At 61.8% G+C, this 20,536-nt stretch carries 22 protein-coding genes; 13 read left to right on the forward strand and 9 right to left on the reverse strand.

The window, feature by feature from the left end; all coding sequences use genetic code 11:
- Positions 1-8: 8 nt before the first annotated feature.
- The 6 genes from ptsP to AC07SU_RS07665 form a co-directional block, all read right to left on the reverse strand.
- Positions 9-2,522, reverse strand: a complete 2,514-nt coding sequence (gene ptsP / locus AC07SU_RS07640; RefSeq protein WP_494996656.1) for a phosphoenolpyruvate--protein phosphotransferase — start codon at positions 2,520-2,522, stop codon at positions 9-11.
- 36 nt (positions 2,523-2,558) lie between these two features.
- Entirely contained in the window at positions 2,559-3,581 is a 1,023-nt protein-coding gene (locus tag AC07SU_RS07645; RefSeq protein WP_494996657.1) for an SIS domain-containing protein, read from the reverse strand.
- On the reverse strand, positions 3,562-4,668 hold the full coding sequence (nagA, locus tag AC07SU_RS07650) for an N-acetylglucosamine-6-phosphate deacetylase (protein WP_494996658.1): 1,107 nt from the start codon (positions 4,666-4,668) through the stop codon (positions 3,562-3,564). Before nagA ends, AC07SU_RS07645 begins: the two co-directional genes overlap by 20 nt.
- Before the next feature lie 10 nt (positions 4,669-4,678).
- Entirely contained in the window at positions 4,679-5,437 is a 759-nt protein-coding gene (locus AC07SU_RS07655) for a GntR family transcriptional regulator (RefSeq protein WP_176994394.1), read from the reverse strand.
- A 263-nt stretch (positions 5,438-5,700) separates the two neighbouring features.
- Entirely contained in the window at positions 5,701-6,204 is a 504-nt protein-coding gene (locus AC07SU_RS07660) for a L,D-transpeptidase family protein (protein ID WP_494996659.1), read from the reverse strand.
- Between the two features lie 28 nt (positions 6,205-6,232).
- Complete coding sequence (locus AC07SU_RS07665; protein WP_176994392.1) at positions 6,233-6,781, reverse strand: NUDIX hydrolase; 549 nt, start codon at positions 6,779-6,781, stop codon at positions 6,233-6,235.
- A 146-nt stretch (positions 6,782-6,927) separates the two neighbouring features.
- Between AC07SU_RS07665 and AC07SU_RS07670 the strand changes: the two genes are divergently transcribed.
- The 5 genes from AC07SU_RS07670 to purT all read left to right on the forward strand — a co-directional run bounded on the left by AC07SU_RS07670 (position 6,928) and on the right by purT (position 10,172).
- Positions 6,928-7,530 (forward strand): CoA pyrophosphatase, encoded by a 603-nt coding sequence (locus tag AC07SU_RS07670; RefSeq protein ID WP_016971944.1) that lies wholly within the window; start codon positions 6,928-6,930, stop codon positions 7,528-7,530.
- A 35-nt stretch (positions 7,531-7,565) separates the two neighbouring features.
- Positions 7,566-8,090 carry a gamma carbonic anhydrase family protein gene (locus AC07SU_RS07675; protein ID WP_259174681.1) on the forward strand — a complete coding sequence of 175 codons (525 nt, stop codon included), beginning with the start codon at positions 7,566-7,568 and terminating at the stop codon, positions 8,088-8,090.
- Entirely contained in the window at positions 8,087-8,302 is a 216-nt protein-coding gene (locus AC07SU_RS07680) for a DUF1289 domain-containing protein (RefSeq protein WP_178921668.1), read from the forward strand. The genes AC07SU_RS07675 and AC07SU_RS07680 overlap by 4 nt, the downstream gene beginning before the upstream one ends.
- Positions 8,303-8,453: 151 nt before the next feature.
- The gene (locus AC07SU_RS07685) at positions 8,454-8,921 is read left to right on the forward strand and encodes a preQ0 transporter (RefSeq protein ID WP_494996660.1); all 468 of its coding nucleotides are present in this window, start codon (positions 8,454-8,456) and stop codon (positions 8,919-8,921) included.
- A 69-nt stretch (positions 8,922-8,990) separates the two neighbouring features.
- On the forward strand, positions 8,991-10,172 hold the full coding sequence (purT, locus tag AC07SU_RS07690) for a formate-dependent phosphoribosylglycinamide formyltransferase (protein WP_017139720.1): 1,182 nt from the start codon (positions 8,991-8,993) through the stop codon (positions 10,170-10,172).
- 93 nt (positions 10,173-10,265) lie between these two features.
- Here the strand turns inward: purT and AC07SU_RS07695 are convergent, their stop codons facing one another.
- From AC07SU_RS07695 to AC07SU_RS07705, 3 genes are all read right to left on the reverse strand, one after another.
- Positions 10,266-11,576, reverse strand: coding sequence for an MFS transporter (locus AC07SU_RS07695; RefSeq protein WP_494996661.1), 1,311 nt, complete (start codon positions 11,574-11,576; stop codon positions 10,266-10,268).
- Between the two features lie 362 nt (positions 11,577-11,938).
- Positions 11,939-13,177 carry a transporter associated domain-containing protein gene (locus tag AC07SU_RS07700; RefSeq protein WP_176994387.1) on the reverse strand — a complete coding sequence of 413 codons (1,239 nt, stop codon included), beginning with the start codon at positions 13,175-13,177 and terminating at the stop codon, positions 11,939-11,941.
- 12 nt (positions 13,178-13,189) lie between these two features.
- Positions 13,190-14,002 carry a cytochrome C assembly family protein gene (locus AC07SU_RS07705; RefSeq protein WP_372339912.1) on the reverse strand — a complete coding sequence of 271 codons (813 nt, stop codon included), beginning with the start codon at positions 14,000-14,002 and terminating at the stop codon, positions 13,190-13,192.
- Positions 14,003-14,222: 220 nt separating this feature from the next.
- On the opposite strand from AC07SU_RS07705, the gene ffh reads away from it, so the two are divergent.
- From ffh to AC07SU_RS07745, 8 genes are all read left to right on the forward strand, one after another.
- Complete coding sequence (gene ffh, locus AC07SU_RS07710) at positions 14,223-15,599, forward strand: signal recognition particle protein (protein ID WP_003193965.1); 1,377 nt, start codon at positions 14,223-14,225, stop codon at positions 15,597-15,599.
- Between the two features lie 250 nt (positions 15,600-15,849).
- On the forward strand, positions 15,850-16,101 hold the full coding sequence (gene rpsP, locus AC07SU_RS07715; RefSeq protein WP_003209587.1) for a 30S ribosomal protein S16: 252 nt from the start codon (positions 15,850-15,852) through the stop codon (positions 16,099-16,101).
- A 5-nt stretch (positions 16,102-16,106) separates the two neighbouring features.
- A complete protein-coding gene (gene rimM / locus AC07SU_RS07720) occupies positions 16,107-16,643 on the forward strand; it encodes a ribosome maturation factor RimM (protein WP_003175898.1) in 537 nt (178 codons plus the stop codon).
- Complete coding sequence (gene trmD / locus AC07SU_RS07725; protein WP_016977714.1) at positions 16,625-17,398, forward strand: tRNA (guanosine(37)-N1)-methyltransferase TrmD; 774 nt, start codon at positions 16,625-16,627, stop codon at positions 17,396-17,398. Before rimM ends, trmD begins: the two co-directional genes overlap by 19 nt.
- Before the next feature lie 45 nt (positions 17,399-17,443).
- Positions 17,444-17,794 carry a 50S ribosomal protein L19 gene (gene rplS / locus AC07SU_RS07730; RefSeq protein ID WP_003175895.1) on the forward strand — a complete coding sequence of 117 codons (351 nt, stop codon included), beginning with the start codon at positions 17,444-17,446 and terminating at the stop codon, positions 17,792-17,794.
- Between the two features lie 81 nt (positions 17,795-17,875).
- A complete protein-coding gene (locus AC07SU_RS07735) occupies positions 17,876-18,289 on the forward strand; it encodes an acyl-CoA thioesterase (protein WP_494996662.1) in 414 nt (137 codons plus the stop codon).
- 472 nt (positions 18,290-18,761) lie between these two features.
- Positions 18,762-19,658 carry a site-specific tyrosine recombinase XerD gene (gene xerD / locus AC07SU_RS07740; RefSeq protein WP_494996663.1) on the forward strand — a complete coding sequence of 299 codons (897 nt, stop codon included), beginning with the start codon at positions 18,762-18,764 and terminating at the stop codon, positions 19,656-19,658.
- Between the two features lie 142 nt (positions 19,659-19,800).
- Positions 19,801-20,532: a thioredoxin fold domain-containing protein gene (locus tag AC07SU_RS07745; protein WP_010207987.1), complete on the forward strand. Its 732-nt coding sequence runs from the start codon at positions 19,801-19,803 to the stop codon at positions 20,530-20,532.
- Positions 20,533-20,536: the final 4 nt, after the last annotated feature.

Genomic DNA, 20,536 nt, shown 5'->3' on the forward strand with positions numbered 1-20,536 from the left:
TGTTGTTGTCAGCTCAGCGGCCAGTGGTGTTGACAGGCTTGGCGAACGGCCTTGGCGCTGCTCAGGTCGAGCAGGCCTTGGCTCAGTTGCCGGCATTGCGCCGCGTCCAAGTGGCGGATGCGGTCCTTGATTTCTCCGATCTGTGGCGGGCTCACCGACAGCTCGCTGACGCCCAGGCCCACCAGTACCGGCGTGGCCAACGGGTCGGAGGCGAGGGCTCCACACACGCCGACCCAACGCCCGTGTTTCGCAGCGCCGGCGCAGGTCTGGGCGATCAGTCGCAGCAGTGCCGGGTGCAGGGCGTCGACCCGCGCGGCGAGGCCGGCGTGGTCGCGGTCCATGGCCAGGGTGTACTGGGACAGGTCATTGGTGCCGATGGACAGGAAGTCCGCATGCTTGGCCAACTGTTCAGCCATCAGCGCGGCGGCAGGCACTTCGATCATCACCCCCAGTTCGGGGCGCAAGGTCAGTTCCAGCTCGGCGCACAGTTCATCCAGGCGCAGGCGGATCTGCAGCAACTCATCCACCTCACTGACCATCGGCAACAGGATGCGGCAGCGCTCCAGCGGGCTGACTTGCAGCAGCGCACGCAGTTGCTGGTCGAGCAGTTCGGGGCGCACCTGGGCCATGCGAATGCCACGCAAGCCGAGCACCGGGTTGGCCTCGACGGGCAGCGGCAGGTAATCAAGCTGTTTGTCGCCACCCACGTCGATGGTGCGGATGATCACCGACTTGTCGCCCATCGCATCCAGCACGGCTTGATAGGCCTGGCGCTGCTCTTGTTCATCCGGCGCGGTACGGCGGTCGACAAACAGGAATTCGGTGCGCAGCAGGCCGACGCCATCGGCGCCGTTTTCAAAGGCCACTCGGGCTTCGGCGCTGGAGGCGACATTCGCAGCGATTTCGATGGTCACGCCATCGGTGGTGCGCGCCGGCTGTTGGGCCTGGGCATGTTGCTGTTGGCGGCGCAGTGTCTGTGCATCACGAATCCGGTGCACCTCGGCGTGACGCGCCTCGCTAGGGGCCAGTTCCAAACGGCCGTTGGCGGCGTCGAGCACCACGCGTTGGCCTTGGGGCACGTCAAGCACTTCGGCGCCCAGCGCGACCACACACGGCAGGCCTTTGCCACGGGCCAAAATAGCCACGTGAGACGTGGCGCCGCCTTCGGCCATGCAGATACCGACGGCCTGCTGCGCACTCAGTTGCAACAGGTCGGACGGGGTCAGTTCATGGGCACTGACAATTGCGCCGGCTGGCAACTCGAAATGCCAGGCTTCCCCGAGCAGTACGCGCAGTACCCGTTGTTGCAGGTCGCGCAGGTCGTTGGCGCGCTCGGCAAACAGTGGTTTGCCCAGGGCCAGCAATACCGCGCACTGCGCCTGGATGGCATCGCGCCAGGCGTGCGTCGCTGCGCTGCCTTGTTCGATGGAACCGGTCGCGGCTTCCAGCAGGTTAGGGTCTTCCAGCAGGGCAAGGTGGGCGGCGAAGATGTCCTCTTCCTCGATGTTCTTGCGCTGGCGAGCGTGGTCCAGGGTCTTGCGGATCTCGCTGCGCACTTGCTCCAGCGCGGTGTCCAGGCGTTGCAGTTGTTCGTCGGCGGCGTGGTTGCCGGCGTCGGCTGGCAGTTCAATGCCGGTCAGGCGGAACAGCGGCCCGCAGACCAATCCCGGTGCGGCGCATACGCCTTGCAACACGCCAACTTCGGTACTGGCCTTGCGCGGCGCAACGGCGGTGACGGGGGCGTGGTGTTCTTCCTGGATGGCGGCGGACAAGGCGGCCACCAACGCCTGCACGGCGGCGTCGGCGTCTTTGCCGCGGCAGGTCACGCGCACCTCATCGCCTTCGCCAATCCCCAGGCCCATCAAGCCGATCAGGCTGTCGCACGAGGCGGATTTGTCACCGTAGTGCAACCACGCCTGGCTGCTGAAATCCTGGGCGGCCTTGCGCACCAAGGCGGCCGGGCGTGCATGCAAACCGCCACGGTGAGTGATGCGCACACGGGCGCTGGCTTCCGCGACCGAGTTATCCACAGTTGTCTGGGCTTGCGCCGTCGAACGCGTCACGATCTGCAACAACGGCTCGCCGACCTTGACGCTGTTCCCGGCCACCGGCCGCAGCTCAAACCGTTCGCCATTGGTCAGGATGATCAGGCTGACCAGGCTCTTGCACTGGCGCGCAATGCGGTCCAGGTCAAACTGCACCAGGGCCTGGCCCTTGCTCACCCGGGCGCCGTCCTTGACCAGCAAGGCAAAGCCTTCGCCATTGAGTTCAACCGTGTCGATGCCCACATGCATCAGCACTTCGGCACCGTTCTCGGCGCGGATCGTCAGCGCATGGCCGGTACGTGCGACGTGGATGATCACGCCGTCGCAGGGCGCGTGCAGGCAATCGTTCAGCGGGTCGATGGCAATGCCGTCGCCCATGGCACCACTGGCGAACACTTCATCGGGAACGTTGCCCAGGGTCAGCAGCGGCCCGCTTAACGGGGCGCTGAGGGTCAATGCATTATTGTTGTTGGACATGGGCACGGTACTCATCAGGAAAACACAGCAATCGACTCAGTGAGTGCGGGTGACTTTGCTCAGGTGGCGCGGTTGGTCCGGGTCCATGCCCCGAGCGTGCGCCAAACCGGCGGCCATCACGTAGAAGCTCTGGATCGCCAGGATCGGGTCCAGGCTCGGGTGTTCGGCGCGGCTCAAGGTCAGGTCGCGTTCGGCGATGTCGTCGGGTGCGGCCAGCAAGACGCGGGCGCCGCGTTGGCGCATGTCGGCCGCCAGGCTCAACAGGCCGGCCTGCTCGGCGCCGCGTGGGGCGAACACCAGCAGCGGGTAGTTCTTGTCGATCAAGGCCATGGGGCCATGACGCACTTCGGCGCTGCTGAAGGCTTCGGCCTGGATCGCCGAGGTTTCCTTGAGCTTGAGCGCGGCTTCCTGGGCGATGGCAAACCCGGCGCCACGGCCGATCACCATCAGTTGCTGGCAACCGCGCAAGGCTTCGATGGCACTGCTCCAATCCTGTTTGGCGGCGGCGCGCAGGTCATCGGGCAGGGCGTGGCAGGCTTGCAGCAACTCGGCTTCCTGATTCCAGTGGCCGATCAATTGCGCGCTGGCGCTGAGGGTGGCAATAAAGCTCTTGGTGGCCGCGACGCTTTGTTCCGGCCCGGCGCACAGCGGCACATGGAATTCGCAGGCGGCTTCCAGCGGCGAGTCTTCGGCGTTGACCATAGAAATGCTCAGCGCGCCACGTTTGCGCAGCAGGCGCAGGCTGTTGACCAGGTCCGGGCTTTGCCCCGATTGCGAAAAACCGAACGCCACCTGGCCGCTGACTTTCAACGGCGCTTGCAGCAAGGTCACCACCGACATCGGCAACGACGCCACCGGCACACCCACATGCTGCATGGTCAGGTAGGCAAAATAGCTGGCAGCATGGTCGGAGCTGCCACGGGCGATGGTCATCGCCACTTGCGGCGGCTGGCGGCGCAGGCGGCCGGCGACCTCTTCCAGCAACGGGTCCAGGCGTTGCAGTTGGGCGGCGACGGCGTCGCAGGAGGCCAGGGCCTCTTCAAGCATTTTTGAAGTCAATGGTTTCTCCTTCGACCATTACGTCGGTGAGTGTCAGGGAGCGGTCCAGGCGTACGCAGTCGGCAAAACTGCCCGGTTGCAGGCGGCCGCGTTCTTCCAAGCCCAGGTAGTCCGCAGGAAACTGCGACAGGCGTTGTGAGGCTTCGCTGATGGGCAGGCCGATCTTCACCAGGTTGCGCAGCGCCTGGTCCATGGTCAGCGTGCTGCCGGCCAGGGTGCCGTCGGCCAGGCGTACGCCGCCCAGGCATTTGGTCACGGTGTGGCTGCCCAACTTGTATTCACCGTCGGGCATGCCGGCGGCGGCGGTGGAGTCGGTGACGCAGTACAGACAAGGAATCGAGCGCAAGGCCACGCGCATCGCACCGGGGTGCACGTGCAGCAAGTCGGGGATCAATTCCGCGTATTTGGCATGGGCCAACGCCGCGCCGACGATGCCGGGTTCGCGGTGATGCAGCGGGCTCATGGCGTTGTACAAATGGGTGAAACTGGTGGCCCCGGCGGCCATCGCGGCGACCCCTTCTTCATAGCTGCCAAGGGTGTGGCCGATCTGCATGCGCACGCCGCGTTCGCTGAGGGCGCGGATCAGGGCGCCATGGCCGGCGATTTCCGGCGCGATGGTAATGACGCGGATCGGCGCCAGGCGCAGGTAGGCTTCTACTTCTGCCATCAACGCGGTGTGGGCGAAGTTGGGTTGGGCGCCGAGCTTGCCTGGGTTGATGTAAGGGCCTTCCAGGTGCACGCCGAGTACGCGGGCGCTGCCGGCAGGACGCTGTTCGCAGAAGGTGCCGAGCTGGCCGAGCACGCGGGAAATTTCCTCCACCGGCGCGGTCATGGTGGTGGCCAGCAGGGAGGTGGTACCAAAGCGCACGTGGGTGCGGGTGATGGTCTCGAACGCTTCACGGCCTTCCATGATGTCGGCGCCACCGCCGCCGTGTACGTGCAGGTCGATGAAGCCGGGCAGCAAATAAGGCAGGTCATTGTCAGCCGGGTCGCAAGGCGTGCCTTCGACGGCGATGACCTTGCCGTGCGCGTGCACCAGGCGGCCGCGAATCCAGCCGCTGGGCGTGAGGATGTTGTCTTCGGACATGGGCAGTTCTCTAAATTCGCAGTTCAGCGGAATAGTCGTGACGGCGCAGCTCTGCGACGAAGTCGTAGTAGTCGTTGCGGCAGTAGGTGTCGGTGATTTCAATCGGCGTGTTGTCGGCGGTGTAGCCGACCCGCGTCATCAGCAGCATCGCGGTGCCGGGGGCGATGCCCACCAGGCGCGCGAACTCGTCCGAGGCGTTGATCGCCTGCACATGCTGCAGGGCGCGGACGATAGGCTTGCCGATGCTTTCAAAGTATTCGTACAGCGAACTGCCCAAGGCCTGGGGTTGCGGCAGCACCGAGGCGGGGACCACGGTCATTTCAATCGCCATCACCGTGTCGTCGGCTTTGCGCAGGCGCTTGAGCCGGGCCACTTTGTCGCTGGTGGACAGGCACAGGCGGATCAGTTCTTCGTGGGTCGGTGGGGTGATGTCACGCTCCAGCCACAGGGAACTGGGCACGAAACCCTTGAGGCGCAACATCTCGCTGAAGCCCGACAGGCGCGACAACGGTTGTTCCAGGCGTGGCGTGATAAAGGTGCCCGAGCCTTGGCTGCGACGGATCAAGCCTTGGTCGAACAACACTTCCAGTGCTTTGCGGGCGGTGACCCGGGAAATGCTCAATTGCTCGCTGAGCGCGCGTTCCGACGGTAGCGCCTGCTCGGACGTCCACTGGCCGGCGTGGATCGCCGCTTCCAGTTTGCGCGCCAATTGCAAGTACAGCGGCGTGGATTGTTTGTCGTCAGGGCGCAAGGCCAGTATCGGGTTCATCGTTCAGGTTTCCGATGCGGTTATTGGAGTGTTGTCGCCCGGTATGGGCCGGAAATTAATACCACTTAAATACCATGTCAATGCAGCCAAAACGGTGCAAATAGCCGTTTCAGGGCGCTGTAATGGGGCCTGGTATCAAGTGGTATTAGAGAGGTCTTTATTGCGCGCAGAACAGCGCAGCCCGGCGCGGTGAACTGGTATTCACCGGCAGGCGCTGCACACGGCAGGAATTTTTTTTGGATTATTTTACGAACGGTCGAGGATTACGGACGAATCTCGATCATGGTGCCGTCCTTGACCAGGTTCCAGACTTCGCGCATGTCGACGTTGCGCATGCCGATGCAACCGTCGGTCCAGTCCAGGGTGTGGAACCACTGCTCCGGGTAGTCTTCGGTGTCGGGGGTGCCATGGATCATGATCATGCTGCCCGGCTTCACGCCTTCGCGGCGGGCGCGGGCGGCGTCGCTGATATTGGGGTAGGAGATGTGCATGGCCAAGTTGAAGCGGTCGCTGGTCTTGCGCCAGTCGATCCAGTAGAAGCCTTCTGGCGTGCGGCGATCACCTTCGATCAGCTTGGCGCCCTTGGGGTTCTTGCCCAGGGAGATGCGATAGGTCTTGAGGGGCTTGCCGTCGTTGATCAGTTGTAGCTGACGGGCGGACTTGAGCACCAGGATTTTCTCGACGGGTTTGCCGCCGATGATTTCCACCGTGGAGGCGCAAGACAGGGTAGCGAACGACAAGCAGATAAGAGCAAGCAACCAACGCATTAAAACGGTATCCCTGTGTGCCGGGTTTTTATTGGGTGGGCTTGCCCATGGGGGGGACGGCTTCGCTGCGCACGGGGTACGCCTGCTGCCGACGGTCGGCGAAAAAGTATTCTAAGGTACGCCCGACCGTGCGGAAAGCCAGCTCTGACCAAGGGATGTCGGCTTCGTCAAAAAGCTTCACTTCCAGGCTTTCGGGGCCTGCGGCAAAGTCGAGGTCGACCAGTTCGGCGCGGTAGAAGATATGCACCTGGCTGATGTGCGGTACGTCGATCAAGGTGTAGATGCTCAGGTTGCGCACGCGGGCGCAGGCTTCTTCCAGGGTTTCGCGGGCGGCGGCCTGTTCCACGGTCTCGCCGTTTTCCATGAAGCCTGCGGGCAGGGTCCAGTAACCCAGGCGCGGTTCGATGGCGCGGCGGCACAGCAGCACTTTGTCGCCCCACACCGGTACGGTGCCGGCGACGATATTGGGGTTCTGGTAGTGGATGGTCGAGCAGTGATCACACACGTAGCGCAGGCGGCCGTCGCCTTCGGGAATGCGCTGGGTAACCGGTTTACCGCACTGGCTGCAGAAGTTCATGCTGGGGTTCCTGGAGAGTGGGCCTATCTTGGCTTGGCGGGCAGGGCCCTGCAAGTTGTCGTTTCGCGACACGGCCAAGGTTTTGGGGTTGGGCACCCGCACGCTTTGGTGCATGATGCAAGGTAGCCAACAGACCGAGATGACTCATGCTGGACGAGCTACTTCGCCGGGTAAGCAATCACACCCCCCATACACTGGAGACTGACGGGCGTTTCCCCGAGGCCGCCGTGCTGGTGCCGATTACCCGCAGTGACGAACCTGAGCTGATCCTGACCCTGCGCGCCAGTGGCCTGTCGACCCATGGTGGCGAAGTGGCGTTCCCGGGCGGGCGACGTGACCCCGAAGACCCGGACCTGATCTTCACCGCGCTGCGCGAAGCCGAAGAAGAAATCGGCCTGCCTCCCGGGCTGGTCGAGGTGATCGGCCCCTTGAGCCCGCTGATCTCCCTGCACGGTATCCGCGTGACGCCGTATGTGGGCGTGATCCCCGATTATGTCGAATATCTGGCCAACGATGCAGAAATCGCGGCTGTTTTCAGCGTGCCATTGGATTTTTTCCGCCAGGACCCGCGCGAACATACCCACCGGATCGATTACCAGGGCCGCAGTTGGTACGTGCCCAGCTATCGGTTCGGCGAATACAAGATCTGGGGCCTGACGGCAATCATGATCGTCGAGCTGATCAACCTGCTCTATGACGATGCCAAGATCAGCCTGCACCAGCCGCCCAAGAGCTTCATCAATATCTAAGCCATCGCTTGAATGGCCAGCCGTGAGGAAAAACCATGAAATACCGCCTGGGCGACGCCCGCGTCGAGACTCATCCACAGAGCTGGGTGGCTCCCAATGCCACGCTGGTGGGCAAGGTCAAGCTGGAGGAGGGAGCCAACGTCTGGTTCAACGCGGTATTGCGTGGCGATAACGAACTGATCCTGATCGGCAAAAACAGCAACGTGCAGGATGGCAGCGTGATGCACACCGACATGGGCTACCCGCTGACCCTGGGCACCGGCGTGACCATCGGCCATAACGCGATGCTGCACGGTTGCACCGTCGACGACTACAGCCTGATCGGCATCAACGCGGTGATCCTCAACGGCGCCAAGATCGGCAAGCACTGCATCATCGGCGCCAATTCGCTGATCGGCGAAGGCAAGGAAATCCCTGACGGTTCGTTGGTGATGGGCTCGCCGGGCAAAGTGGTGCGTGAGCTGACCGATGCGCAAAAACGCATGCTGGAAGCGAGTGCCGCGCACTATGTGCATAACTCCCAGCGCTATGCGCGCGACCTGGCTGAGCAGGAAGAATGAACCCGATTGAACGCCCCGTCGCGTCGCCGTGCGTGAGCATTTGCGCCTTGGATGACGACGACATTTGCACCGGCTGCCAGCGCACGGTGGATGAGATCACGCGCTGGAGCCGCATGGACAATGCCGAGCGCCGGGTGGTGTTGGGGTTGTGTCATGAGCGGGCGAAGGCCAGTGGGTTGGTGTGGATGATTCCTGGGAAATCGGGCGCCTGATAGATCGCTATCGCAGGCAAGCCAGCTCCCACATTGAAGGTATTCACAATTCAAACTGTGGGAGCTGGCTTGCCTGCGATAGGGCCCGTCCAGACGACATATTTCCAAATGTGAAGTACCCTGTGCCCCTTGTCCACAGGCCCACACTCCCATGCTCTTCCTGATCGCCTACATCAGCAGCGTCGTGCTGATCAACTTCGCCTTCTCCACCGCCCCGCACCTGGACGTCATCTGGTCCGCCTGGGGTGGCCTGGTCTTCATCCTGCGCGACATGGTGCAAACCCGCTTCGGCCACGGCGCAATCGTCGCGATGCTGGCGGCGCTGGTGCTGTCGTACGTCACCTCCGACCCGGCCATTGCCTTGGCCAGCGCCACGGCCTTCGCGGTGTCCGAGTGCATTGACTGGCTGGTGTTCAGCATCACCAAGCGCCCGCTCCACGACCGCCTGTGGATAAGTTCGGCGCTGAGCATTCCCCTCGACACCTTTATCTTCTTCGGCCTGATCGGCGCGCTGACGCCTGCGGTGGCCGGCACTGCATTGGTGTCCAAATTCGCCGGAGTCACGGTGGTGTGGCTGGTCATGGCCTGGCGTATCCGCAAGCGAGCCGTCGCCAACTGAGGCCAATTTTTACAGTTCATGTAAAATGCCGGCCTTTCTCCACATGATCCGCTCCCCTGAGGACCTGAGATGACCCGAATCGGAACTCCATTGTCGCCAACCGCGACCCGCGTTTTGCTGTGTGGCTGCGGTGAGCTGGGCAAGGAAGTGGTAATCGAACTGCAACGCCTGGGCGTTGAAGTGATTGCCGTGGATCGCTACGCCAACGCGCCGGCCATGCAGGTGGCGCACCGTAGCCACGTGATCAACATGCTCGACGGCGCCGCCCTGCGTGCGGTGATCGAAGCCGAGAAACCGCACTTTATCGTGCCGGAAATCGAAGCCATCGCCACCGCCACCCTGGTGGAACTGGAAGCCGAAGGCTTCACCGTGATCCCGACCGCCCGCGCTACTTCGCTGACCATGAACCGCGAAGGCATCCGTCGCTTGGCCGCCGAAGAGCTGGACCTGCCGACGTCGCCGTACCACTTCGCCGACACCTTCGAAGACTACAGCAAGGCCGTGCAGGACCTGGGCTTCCCGTGTGTGGTCAAGCCGGTGATGAGCTCGTCGGGCAAGGGCCAGAGCCTGCTGCGCAGCGCCGATGATGTGCAGAAAGCCTGGGATTACGCTCAGGAAGGTGGCCGTGCCGGTAAGGGCCGGGTGATCATCGAAGGCTTTATCGACTTCGACTACGAAATCACCCTGCTGACCGTGCGCCATATTGGCGGCACCACCTTCTGCGCGCCGGTGGGTCACCGTCAGGAGAAGGGCGACTACCAGGAATCCTGGCAGCCTCAGGCCATGAGCCCGATTGCCCTGGCTGAGTCCGAGCGCGTTGCCAAGGCGGTGACCGAAGCCTTGGGCGGCCGTGGCCTGTTTGGCGTGGAGCTGTTCATCAAGGGTGACCAGGTGTGGTTCAGCGAAGTGTCGCCGCGTCCGCATGACACCGGCTTGGTGACCCTGATTTCCCAGGACCTGTCGCAGTTCGCCCTGCACGCGCGCGCCATCCTCGGCTTGCCGATCCCATTGATCCGTCAGTTCGGGCCTTCGGCCTCGGCGGTGATTCTGGTGGAAGGGCAGTCGACCCAGACGGCGTTCGCCAACCTGGGTGCAGCCTTGAGCGAGCCGGACACGGCGTTGCGCCTGTTTGGCAAGCCGGAAGTGAATGGTCAGCGCCGCATGGGTGTGGCGTTGGCGCGGGATGAGTCGATTGAAGCGGCTCGTGCCAAGGCGACCCGTGCTTCGAAGGCTGTTGTAGTAGAGCTGTAACCGCGGCGCGTCTATCGCAGGCAAGCCAGCTCCCACATTTGAAGGTATTCACAATTCAACCTGTAGGAGCCGGCTTGCCGGCGATTCGATCTATCAGGCGACTCGATTCAAATCGTTGTTACGCGTTTCTTTCAGGCACAGCACCGCAATCAAGCTGAGCAACGCTGCCGCCGACACATACCCACCGACATAACTCAGCCCACCCATCGCCACCAGCTTGGTCGCGAAGAACGGTGCCGCCGACGCGCCCACAATCCCACCCAGGTTATATGCCGCCGATGCGCCGGTATAACGCACGCGGGTCGGGAACAATTCCGGCAGCATCGCGCCCATTGGCGCGAAGGTCACGCCCATCAGGAACAGCTCCAACGCCAGGAACAGCGCAACTGCCCAAGTAGTGCCGTGGGTCAGCAACGGCTCCATGGTAAAGCCCGACAGAATCGCCAGGACCGCCCCTACGATCAGCACCGGCTTGCGCCCGTAGCGATCACTGGCCATGGCGGCAAGTGGTGTCGCCAGGCCCATGAACAGCACGGCAAAGCACAGCAGGCCGAGGAAGGTTTCGCGGCTGTAGCCCAGCGTCGACACGCCGTAGCTCAGTGAAAACGCGGTGGTGATGTAGAACAGCGCGTAGCACACCACCATCGATGCTGCGCCCAGCAAGACCGGCAGCCAATGCTGGCTGAACAGTTCCACCAGCGGCACCTTCACCGGGGCTTCTTTGGCGACAGCATTGGCGAACACCGGGGTCTCATGCAGTTTCAGGCGTGCATACAGGCCAACCATCACCAAGGCTGCGCTGAGGATGAACGGGATACGCCAGCCCCAGCTGCGGAACTGCTCATCGCTCAGGCTCATGGCCAGGATCAGGAACAGGCCGTTGGCCGCCAGGAACCCAATCGATGGGCCCAATTGCGGGAACATGCCGAACCAGGCGCGTTTGCCCTTTGGCGCGTTCTCGGTGGCCAGCAGCGCAGCGCCGCCCCATTCCCCGCCAAGGCCCAGGCCCTGGCCGAAGCGCAGCACACACAACAGGATCGGCGCCCAGGCCCCAATGCTGTCATAGCCGGGCAGTAAACCGATCAGCGTTGTACACACGCCCATCAGCAGCAAGGAAGCCACCAGCGTGGATTTACGCCCGATGCGGTCGCCGAAGTGACCGAACAGCGCCGAGCCCAGCGGGCGGGCGATAAAGGCGATGCCGAAGGTCAGGAACGACGCGAGCATCTGCGCCGTGCCGGACGTCTGTGGGAAGAACACCGGGCCGATCACCAGCGCGGCGGCGGTGGCGTAGATATAGAAGTCGTAGAACTCGATGGCGGTGCCGACGATGCTCGCCGTGGCGACCCGTGCGGTCGAGTTGGTCGGGGCGGCGGTCGCAGCCTCGTTATAGGTGGTGCTCATGCGGGTATCCCTGATGGTCAGTGCGCGTTAGGACGCGGATTGTTATTGGTCGAACACCCATGGATCAGGGTTGTGCGCGGGGCGGCTCGGGATGGGAGCAAACACCGGTCAGACACGGTAAAACGGTGCCTGGACACGCTGGGTGCGGGTAGCACGCGGTCGGGCGGGGCTCTGGTAAGCCGCAGCGATTATAGGAAGGGGTTTGCGGATCCAACAAGGGGCTGGCTGCGGATCTTTGTAAGAGCCGGCTTGTGTGGGAGCCGGGCTCGCCCGCGATGCAGGCGACTCGGTTGATGAGTTGCACCGAGGCGATGCTATCGCAGGCAAGCCAGCTCCCACACAAGCTAGCGCCTACAGAGGGGTCAGGCGGCGACGGGCATTCGGCTGGTGTGCCAGATCAGCACTTTGCTCACCCGGTTGTCCTCGGTTTCGAGGATTTCCAGGCGGTAGCGGCCGATTTTCAGGCACACCGCACAGTCGGGAATGGTCTCCAGTGCTTCGGTGACCAGGCCGTTGAGGGTCTTGGGGCCGTCGCTGGGCAGGTGCCAGCCCAGACTTTTGTTCAGCTCGCGGATCGAAGCGGCGCCGTCGATGATGTAGCGGCCGTCGGGTTGCGCTTCGATGTGCGGGTTGTCTGCACTCTGCTCGCTTTCGAATTCGCCGACGATTTCTTCGAGGATGTCTTCCAGGGTGACGATGCCCAGCACTTCGCCGTATTCGTCCACCACCATGCCCAGGCGCCGCTGCTGCTTGTGGAAGTTGAGTAGTTGCAACTGCAGCGGCGTGCTTTCCGGCACGAAGTAGGGCTCGTGGCAGGCCGCAAGCAATGCTTCTTTGGTCAGGCTGGCATCCGGCAGCAGGTGCTGGATCTGCCGGGTGTTGAGCACTGCTTCGACCTGGTTGATATCGCTGTGGAACACCGGCAGGCGCGTGCGCTGGGACGTGCGCAGTTGTTCGATGATTTCCTCGACCGAATCGTCCAGGTTGATGCCGTCCACTTCGCTGCGCGGCACGAGGATGTCATTGACGGTGATGTTGTCCAGGGCATGGATACCGGGCATGCCAGGAGTGCGGCCTGCATCGGCCTCGGGTTCCGGCTCGTCGTCATGCTCGGGCAGCGGCTCGTCGCTCTTTTTCACCACGCCGGAGGTGCGCGTGAACGGGCGCAGCAACAGCAGGCTGGTGCCATTGAGCAGCCAGGCCAAGGGGTAGAGGATTTTCAGCGGCACGCCCAGCAGCGTATTGCCGAAACCCAGCACGGCTTGCGGGTGGCGAGTAGCCAGGGTGCGGGGCAGGTAGTCGGCCAGGATCAGCAGGATCGCGCAGGAGATCAGCCAGCCGAGCCACGGGCCGTTCTGGGCCCAGGCGTAGATGGCCAGCAGAGTGCAGAGAATCACCACGGCGGCGCGGCACAGGCTGTTGCACAAGATCAGGCTGTTGCGCGGAAAGCTCAGGCGTGCGGCTGCCTTGTCGCCCTGGCGTGTACCGGGGCGCAGGGCCAGCAGGTGCTGCTGTGCGGCTTCGATGGCAGTAAACAGCGCGGCCCATAACACCAGCAAGGCAATTACGGCGAGCATCGGCCCTAGGGGCAAGTTGTCCATGATCGCTGCCCGTCAGATATGCAGGATGTATTCGCGAACCAGCTTGCTGCCGAAATAGGCCAGCATCAGCAGGCAGAAACCGGCCAGGGTCCAGCGGATCGCCTTGTGCCCACGCCAGCCGAGGCGGTTGCGGCCCCACAGCAGTACGCTGAACACCACCCAGGCCAGGCACGCCAGCAAGGTTTTGTGCACCAGGTGCTGGGCGAACAGGTTTTCGACGAACAGCCAGCCGGAGATCAGCGACAGCGACAGCAGCGTCCAGCCGGCCCACAGGAAACCGAACAGCAGGCTTTCCATGGTTTGCAGCGGTGGGAAGTTCTTGATCAGCCCGGACGGGTGTTTGTTTTTGAGCTGGTGGTCCTGCAGCAGCAGGAGCAGCGCCTGGAACACCGCGATGGTGAACATGCCGTAGGCGAGGATCGACAGCAGGATATGCGCGAGGATGCCTGGCTCTTCATCAATGACCTGCACGGTGCCGGTCGGGGTGAAATGCGCCAGCAGTACCGTCAACATGCCCAGTGGGAAAAGGAGCACCAGCAGGTTCTCGACGGGAATGCGGTAGCAGGCCAGCAGGGTCAGCGCGATGACGGCGGCAGCGATCAGGCTGGCGGCGCTGAAAAAGTCCAGGCCCAGGCCGACCGGTGTCATCAGGTGGGTGAACAGGCTCGTGGCATGGGCCAGCAGGGCGAGGACGCCAAGGCCCACCAGCAGACGTTTGTCCGCTTTGGTGCCTTGGGCCAGACGAGTGCCCTGATAGAGGGTCGCAGCGGCGTACAGAATGGCGGCGGCGAGGCTGGGTAGCAAACTGGGTGACAAGGGGACCATAAATCCTGATAGACAAGCCCGAAAGGCGCTGAGTTTGGCATACCCCTGCGTTCCACGAAAGACTCCCGGGCCAGACAGCGGGTGTGCACTGGCGCAGTCTTCGCTATAATCCGCGACCTGCCCACGCCGCAGGCTCGCCGAGCGCTGTTTTTAATAGCGATTTACCACAGCCTGGGCCGCCATTACCTCGGTCTATGAATAGGGCCTGAAAGGATCGCGCATGTTTGAAAATCTGACTGACCGTCTCTCGCAGACGCTGCGCCATGTCACCGGCAAGGCCAAGCTGACCGAGGACAATATTAAAGACACCCTGCGCGAAGTGCGCATGGCGTTGCTGGAAGCCGACGTGGCCTTGCCTGTGGTCAAGGACTTCGTCAATTCGGTCAAAGAGCGCGCGGTGGGCACCGAAGTGTCCCGCAGCCTGACCCCGGGCCAGGCCTTTGTGAAGATCGTCCAGGCCGAACTCGAAAGCCTGATGGGCGCAGCGAACGAAGACCTGAACCTCAGCGCCGTGCCACCGGCCGTCGTATTGATGGCAGGTTTGCAGGGTGCGGGTAAGACCACCACCGCCGGCAAGCTGGCGCGCTTCCTTAAAGAGCGCAAGAAGAAGTCCGTGATGGTGGTGTCGGCTGACGTCTACCGTCCGGCCGCGATCAAGCAGCTGGAAATGCTGGCAGGCGAAGTGGGCGTGACCTTCTTCCCGTCCGACCTGAGCCAGAAGCCGGTTGATATCGCCAACGCTGCTATTAAAGAAGCGAAGCTCAAGTTCATCGACGTGGTCATCGTCGATACCGCCGGTCGCCTGCACATCGACGAAGAGATGATGGGCGAGATCAAGGCGCTGCATGCCGCGATCAACCCGGTCGAGACGCTGTTCGTGGTCGACGCCATGACCGGCCAGGACGCCGCCAACACCGCCAAGGCATTCGGCGACGCACTGCCACTGACCGGTGTGATCCTCACCAAGGTCGACGGCGATGCCCGTGGCGGTGCGGCGCTGTCGGTACGTGCCATCACCGGCAAGCCAATCAAGTTCATCGGTATGGGCGAGAAGAGCGAAGCGCTCGAGCCGTTCCACCCTGAGCGTATTGCTTCGCGCATTCTTGGCATGGGCGACGTGCTCAGCCTGATCGAGCAGGCCGAAGCCACGCTCGACAAGGACAAGGCCGACAAGCTGGCCAAGAAGCTGAAGAAGGGCAAGGGCTTCGACCTCGAAGACTTCCGCGACCAGCTGCAGCAAATGAAGAACATGGGCGGCCTTGGCGGCCTGATGGACAAGCTGCCGAACATCGGCGGTGTGAACCTGGCGCAGATGGGCAATGCCCAGGGCGCGGCAGAGAAGCAGTTCAAGCAGATGGAAGCCATCATCAACTCCATGACCCCGGCCGAGCGCCGCGACCCTGAGCTGATCAGCGGTTCGCGCAAACGTCGGATCGCCATGGGCTCCGGCACCCAGGTGCAGGACATCGGCCGCTTGATCAAGCAGCACAAGCAGATGCAGAAGATGATGAAGAAATTCTCTGCCAAAGGCGGCATGGCCAAGATGATGCGCGGCATGGGCGGTATGTTGCCCGGCGGCGGCATGCCCAAGATGTAAAGAATTCGAGCGCAAGCCCGCTTGCGCTCCGACCCACAGGGATGTGGGATCTCCAGCAAACCCGCCGTTGGCGGGGGCTGACTCGCCGTTTTAACCGACGGCTCTATAGCAGATCTGAATGGCATGCCGATAGGCGCCAGAAAAAGACATTTGCAAAAGTCCGGATATTCCTTAGAATATGCGGCCTTTCGGGCACCTATGCCCGCTGTGCATTTAGATTTGCAGCACCGACTACAGGAACGATGTTCACATGCTAACAATCCGTCTTGCCCTTGGCGGCTCCAAAAAGCGCCCGTTTTACCACTTGACCGTAACTGACAGCCGCAACCCACGTGACGGCTCTCACAAGGAACAAGTTGGCTTCTTCAACCCGATCGCTCGTGGTCAAGAAGTTCGTCTGTCCGTGAACCAAGAGCGCGTAGCCTACTGGCTGAGCGTTGGTGCACAACCTTCTGAGCGCGTTGCTCAGTTGCTGAAGGACGCTTCTAAGGCTGCGGCCTGAGCGATATGAACGCGACGCCAGCTGTTGCTGATGATTTGATCGTTATCGGCAAGATTTACTCTGTTCATGGCGTTCGCGGCGAAGTGAAGGTGTATTCCTTTACTGATCCGACTGAAAACCTGTTGCAGTACAAGACCTGGACGCTCAAGCGCGAAGGGAGTGTGAAACAGGTCGAGCTGGTCAGTGGACGCGGGAGCGATAAGTTCCTGGTCGCAAAGCTCAAGGGTCTTGATGATCGTGAAGAAGCTCGTCTTCTGGCTGGTTATGAGATCTGCGTGCCGCGCAACCTGTTCCCTGAATTGACCGACGGCGAGTACTACTGGTACCAGCTGGAAGGTCTGAAGGTTATTGATCAACTGGGGCAATTGCTCGGGAAAATCGATCATCTTCTGGAAACCGGCGCCAATGATGTAATGGTGGTCAAGCCTTGCGCTGGCAGCCTGGATGATCGCGAACGCCTGTTGCCGTATACCGAGCAATGCGTGTTGGCCGTCGACCTGGCCGCGGGCGAGATGAAGGTGGAATGGGACGCGGACTTCTAAGCGTGGCTAATTTGCGCATTGAAGTGATCAGTTTGTTTCCCGAGATGTTTTCCGCCATCAGCGAGTACGGCATCACCAGTCGGGCGGTGAAACAGGGGCTCTTGCAGCTCACCTGTTGGAACCCGCGAGACTACACGACGGATCGACATCACACTGTGGACGATCGCCCATTTGGCGGTGGCCCGGGCATGGTGATGAAGATCAAGCCCCTGGAAGACGCGTTGGTTCAGGCCAAGGCAGCTGCCGGGGAGAAGGCGAAGGTAATTTACCTGTCCCCTCAAGGCCGTCAGCTGAAACAGGCTGGGGTCCGCGAACTGGCGAATGAGGAAGCACTGATCCTGATTGCCGGTCGCTATGAAGGCATTGACGAGCGGTTTATTGAAGCTCATGTCGATGAAGAGTGGTCGATTGGGGACTATGTCCTGTCTGGCGGCGAGCTGCCGGCGATGGTCCTGATAGATGCGGTTACACGACTGCTGCCTGGAGCTTTAGGGCATGCGGACTCCGCGGAGGAAGATTCCTTCACGGATGGTTTGCTGGATTGCCCGCACTACACCCGACCGGAGGTGTATGCGGATCAGCGTGTTCCCGACGTATTGCTAAGTGGCAATCACGCACACATCCGGCGTTGGCGTTTACAGCAGTCCCTTGGTAGGACCTATGAACGACGCGCCGATCTTCTGGAAAGCCGCTCGCTTTCTGGAGAAGAGAAGAAGCTGCTCGAGGAATACATCCTCGCGCGGGACGATAGTTAACAACGTATCGATGGTAGGTCCATTGACTTACCTTAGGAGCACAGCATGACTAACAAAATCATCCTTGCACTCGAAGCAGAGCAGATGACCAAAGAGATCCCTACCTTTGCCCCGGGCGACACCATTGTCGTTCAGGTGAAAGTGAAGGAAGGCGACCGTTCGCGTCTGCAAGCGTTCGAAGGCGTGGTAATCGCCAAGCGTAACCGTGGTGTGAACAGTGCTTTCACTGTTCGTAAAATCTCCAACGGTGTTGGCGTAGAGCGTACTTTCCAGACCTACAGCCCGCAAATCGACAGCATGGCCGTCAAGCGTCGCGGTGACGTACGTAAAGCCAAGCTGTACTACCTGCGTGACCTGTCCGGTAAAGCAGCTCGCATCAAGGAAAAACTGGCTTAAGTCCAGCTTCCCGATGCAGAAAAAAGCAGCCTACGGGCTGCTTTTTTGTGCCTGAAATTTGTCTAGTCCCGGTATTTGTTTATGACCACCCGCCTTGAAGAAATCCAGCGCCGCACCGACCTCTCCGTCACCCACGTGACCAAGGCCGTGTTCCCGCCGACCACCAACCACCACAACACCCTGTTCGGCGGCACCGCCCTGGCCTGGATGGATGAAGTGTCGTTCATTACGGCCACGCGTTTTTGCCGGTTGCCGTTGGTGACCGTGTCTACCGACCGCATCGACTTCAACCACGCAATTCCTGCCGGCTCCATCGTTGAACTGATCGGCCGAGTGATCAAGGTCGGCAACACCAGCCTCAAGGTTGAAGTGCAAGTGTTCGTTGAGAGCATGAGTGCCGATGGTCGCGAGAAGGCAATCCAGGGTGTGTTCAGCTTTGTGGCCATCGATGCCGACAAGCGCCCCGTTCCGGTGCTGCCAGGCTTTGCTGACTGATCTGAAACCGGGTCGTGGCTATCGCAGGCAAGCCAGCTCCCACATGTGCTCGATGTCGATCACACACCAGCGGCCAAACACAAAACCCCTGTAGGAGCCGGCTTGCCGGCGATGAGGCCCGCAACAGTGCCGCAACGTTTGAAACCGCCATCGCAGGCAAGCCAGCTCCCACATGTGCCCGGTGTCGGTCCCCCATCAGCGGCCACACACAAACCCCCTGTAGGAACCGGCTTGCCGGCGATGAGGCCCGCAACAACGGCGCAATATTTGAAACCGCCATCGCAGGCAAGCCAGCTCCCACATTTGCCCAGTGTCGGTCACCCATCAGCGGCCACACACAAAACCCCCGTAGGAGCCGGCTTGCCGGCGATGAGGCCCGCAACAGCGCCGCAATATTTGAAACTGCCATCGCCGGCAAGCCAGCGCCCACATGCGGTAGCATCTGCCTATTCTTTTCAGCGTCTGAGCCCCCATGCCCGCCATTGACCACCCCTTGATCGACCGATTCCTCGACGCCCAGTGGCTGGAAAAAGGCCTGTCCGACAACACCCGTCAGGCCTACCGCAGTGACCTGGCCCTGTTCAACGGCTGGCTGCAGGAAAAAAACCTGGAACTGGTCAATGCCGGTCGCGAGTTGATCCTCGACCACCTGGCCTGGCGCCTGGAGCAGAACTACAAACCCCGCTCTACCGCACGATTCCTCTCTGGCGTGCGTGGCTTTTATCGCTACCTGCTGCGCGAAAAGCTGATCGCCCTCGACCCCACCCTGCAGGTCGATATGCCGCAGCTTGGCAGGCCATTGCCCAAATCCCTGTCAGAAGCCGACGTCGACGCCTTGCTCGCTGCCCCTGACCTGAGCGAAGCCATCGGCCAGCGTGACCGCGCGATGCTCGAAGTGCTGTACGCCTGTGGCCTGCGCGTCACCGAGCTGATCAGCCTGACCCTGGAGCAAGTCAACCTGCGCCAGGGCGTGTTGCGGGTGATGGGCAAGGGCAGCAAGGAGCGCCTGGTGCCCATGGGCGAGGAGGCGATTGTGTGGGTCGAGCGCTACATGCGCGATGCGCGTAGCGAACTGCTGGGTGGGCGGCCCAGTGATGTGCTGTTTCCGAGCCTGCGCGGCGAGCAGATGACGCGCCAAACCTTCTGGCACCGCATCAAGCACCAGGCCAAGGTCGCCGGGATCGGCAAGGCACTGTCGCCCCACACGTTGCGCCATGCCTTTGCCACGCATTTGCTCAACCACGGTGCGGATTTGCGTGTGGTCCAGATGCTGCTCGGCCACAGCGATTTATCCACAACCCAGATCTATACCCATGTGGCCCGCGCACGTTTGCAGGATATGCACGCCAAACATCACCCACGAGGCTGAAAACCGCCAATTTATCCCGCCACGGGCTGCCCTGCGGCCCAACTGTGGTAGGCTTTGCCGGTTAGCAAAGGGGACGGCCCATGCCCGGGTTTCCACATCGGTGCAACTGCTTCCGTCCCTGCATCTGCCTTCAGGAGTTCCCATGCGCTTGACCCAGATTATTGCCGCCGCAGCCATTGCGTTGGTTTCCACCTTTGCGTTTGCCGATGACGCTGCCGAGCAGACCATCCGCAAGAGCCTGGCCAACCTGCAGCTCGATACCCCGATCGAAAGCATCAGCGCCAGCCCCATGGCCGGCCTGTATGAAGTCAAGCTCAAGGGCAGCCGTGTGCTGTACGCCAGTGCCGATGGCCAGTACATCGTCCAGGGCTACCTGTTCCAATTGAAGGACGGCAAGCCGGTCAACCTGACCGAGAAAGCCGAGCGCCTGGGCGTGTCCAAGCTGATCAACGGCATCCCGGTGGCTGAAACCGTGGTTTACCCGGCCATCGGCGAGACCAAGACCCACATCACCGTGTTCACCGACACCACTTGCCCGTACTGCCACAAGCTGCACGCCGAAGTGCCTGCGCTGAACAAGCTGGGTGTGGAAGTGCGCTACGTAGCGTTCCCGCGCCAGGGCCTGGGCTCGCCGGGTGACGAGCAGCTGCAAGCCGTGTGGTGCTCGGCCGACAAGAAAGCGGCCATGGACAAGATGGTCGATGGCAAGGAAATCAAGGCAGCCAAGTGCGCCAACCCGGTTTCCAAGCAGTTCGCCCTGGGCCAGTCCATTGGCGTGAACGGTACACCGGCCATCGTTTTGGCTGACGGCCAAGTGATTCCGGGCTACCAGCCGGCACCACAAGTTGCCAAACTGGCGCTGAGTGCCAAATAAACCA

It is taken from the genome of Pseudomonas sp. GW821-FHT05H12, from assembly GCF_059419385.1.

Bases quoted from the DNA above. Each gene is read 5' to 3' on its own strand.
- nagA (WP_494996658.1), bottom strand. From the start codon at position 4,668: ATGTCCGAAGACAACATCCTCACGCCCAGCGGCTGGATTCGCGGCCGC.
- AC07SU_RS07700 (WP_176994387.1), bottom strand. From the start codon at position 13,177: ATGGACAACTTGCCCCTAGGGCCGATGCTCGCCGTAATTGCCTTGCTG.
- AC07SU_RS07680 (WP_178921668.1), top strand. From the start codon at position 8,087: ATGAACCCGATTGAACGCCCCGTCGCGTCGCCGTGCGTGAGCATTTGC.
- rpsP (WP_003209587.1), top strand. From the start codon at position 15,850: ATGCTAACAATCCGTCTTGCCCTTGGCGGCTCCAAAAAGCGCCCGTTT.
- ptsP (WP_494996656.1), bottom strand. From the start codon at position 2,522: ATGTCCAACAACAATAATGCATTGACCCTCAGCGCCCCGTTAAGCGGG.
- rimM (WP_003175898.1), top strand. From the start codon at position 16,107: ATGAACGCGACGCCAGCTGTTGCTGATGATTTGATCGTTATCGGCAAG.
- ffh (WP_003193965.1), top strand. From the start codon at position 14,223: ATGTTTGAAAATCTGACTGACCGTCTCTCGCAGACGCTGCGCCATGTC.
- AC07SU_RS07745 (WP_010207987.1), top strand. From the start codon at position 19,801: ATGCGCTTGACCCAGATTATTGCCGCCGCAGCCATTGCGTTGGTTTCC.
- AC07SU_RS07685 (WP_494996660.1), top strand. From the start codon at position 8,454: ATGCTCTTCCTGATCGCCTACATCAGCAGCGTCGTGCTGATCAACTTC.
- AC07SU_RS07660 (WP_494996659.1), bottom strand. From the start codon at position 6,204: ATGCGTTGGTTGCTTGCTCTTATCTGCTTGTCGTTCGCTACCCTGTCT.
- purT (WP_017139720.1), top strand. From the start codon at position 8,991: ATGACCCGAATCGGAACTCCATTGTCGCCAACCGCGACCCGCGTTTTG.
- xerD (WP_494996663.1), top strand. From the start codon at position 18,762: ATGCCCGCCATTGACCACCCCTTGATCGACCGATTCCTCGACGCCCAG.
- AC07SU_RS07655 (WP_176994394.1), bottom strand. From the start codon at position 5,437: ATGAACCCGATACTGGCCTTGCGCCCTGACGACAAACAATCCACGCCG.
- AC07SU_RS07675 (WP_259174681.1), top strand. From the start codon at position 7,566: ATGAAATACCGCCTGGGCGACGCCCGCGTCGAGACTCATCCACAGAGC.
- rplS (WP_003175895.1), top strand. From the start codon at position 17,444: ATGACTAACAAAATCATCCTTGCACTCGAAGCAGAGCAGATGACCAAA.
- AC07SU_RS07670 (WP_016971944.1), top strand. From the start codon at position 6,928: ATGCTGGACGAGCTACTTCGCCGGGTAAGCAATCACACCCCCCATACA.
- AC07SU_RS07735 (WP_494996662.1), top strand. From the start codon at position 17,876: ATGACCACCCGCCTTGAAGAAATCCAGCGCCGCACCGACCTCTCCGTC.
- AC07SU_RS07705 (WP_372339912.1), bottom strand. From the start codon at position 14,002: ATGGTCCCCTTGTCACCCAGTTTGCTACCCAGCCTCGCCGCCGCCATT.
- trmD (WP_016977714.1), top strand. From the start codon at position 16,625: ATGGGACGCGGACTTCTAAGCGTGGCTAATTTGCGCATTGAAGTGATC.
- AC07SU_RS07695 (WP_494996661.1), bottom strand. From the start codon at position 11,576: ATGAGCACCACCTATAACGAGGCTGCGACCGCCGCCCCGACCAACTCG.
- AC07SU_RS07665 (WP_176994392.1), bottom strand. From the start codon at position 6,781: ATGAACTTCTGCAGCCAGTGCGGTAAACCGGTTACCCAGCGCATTCCC.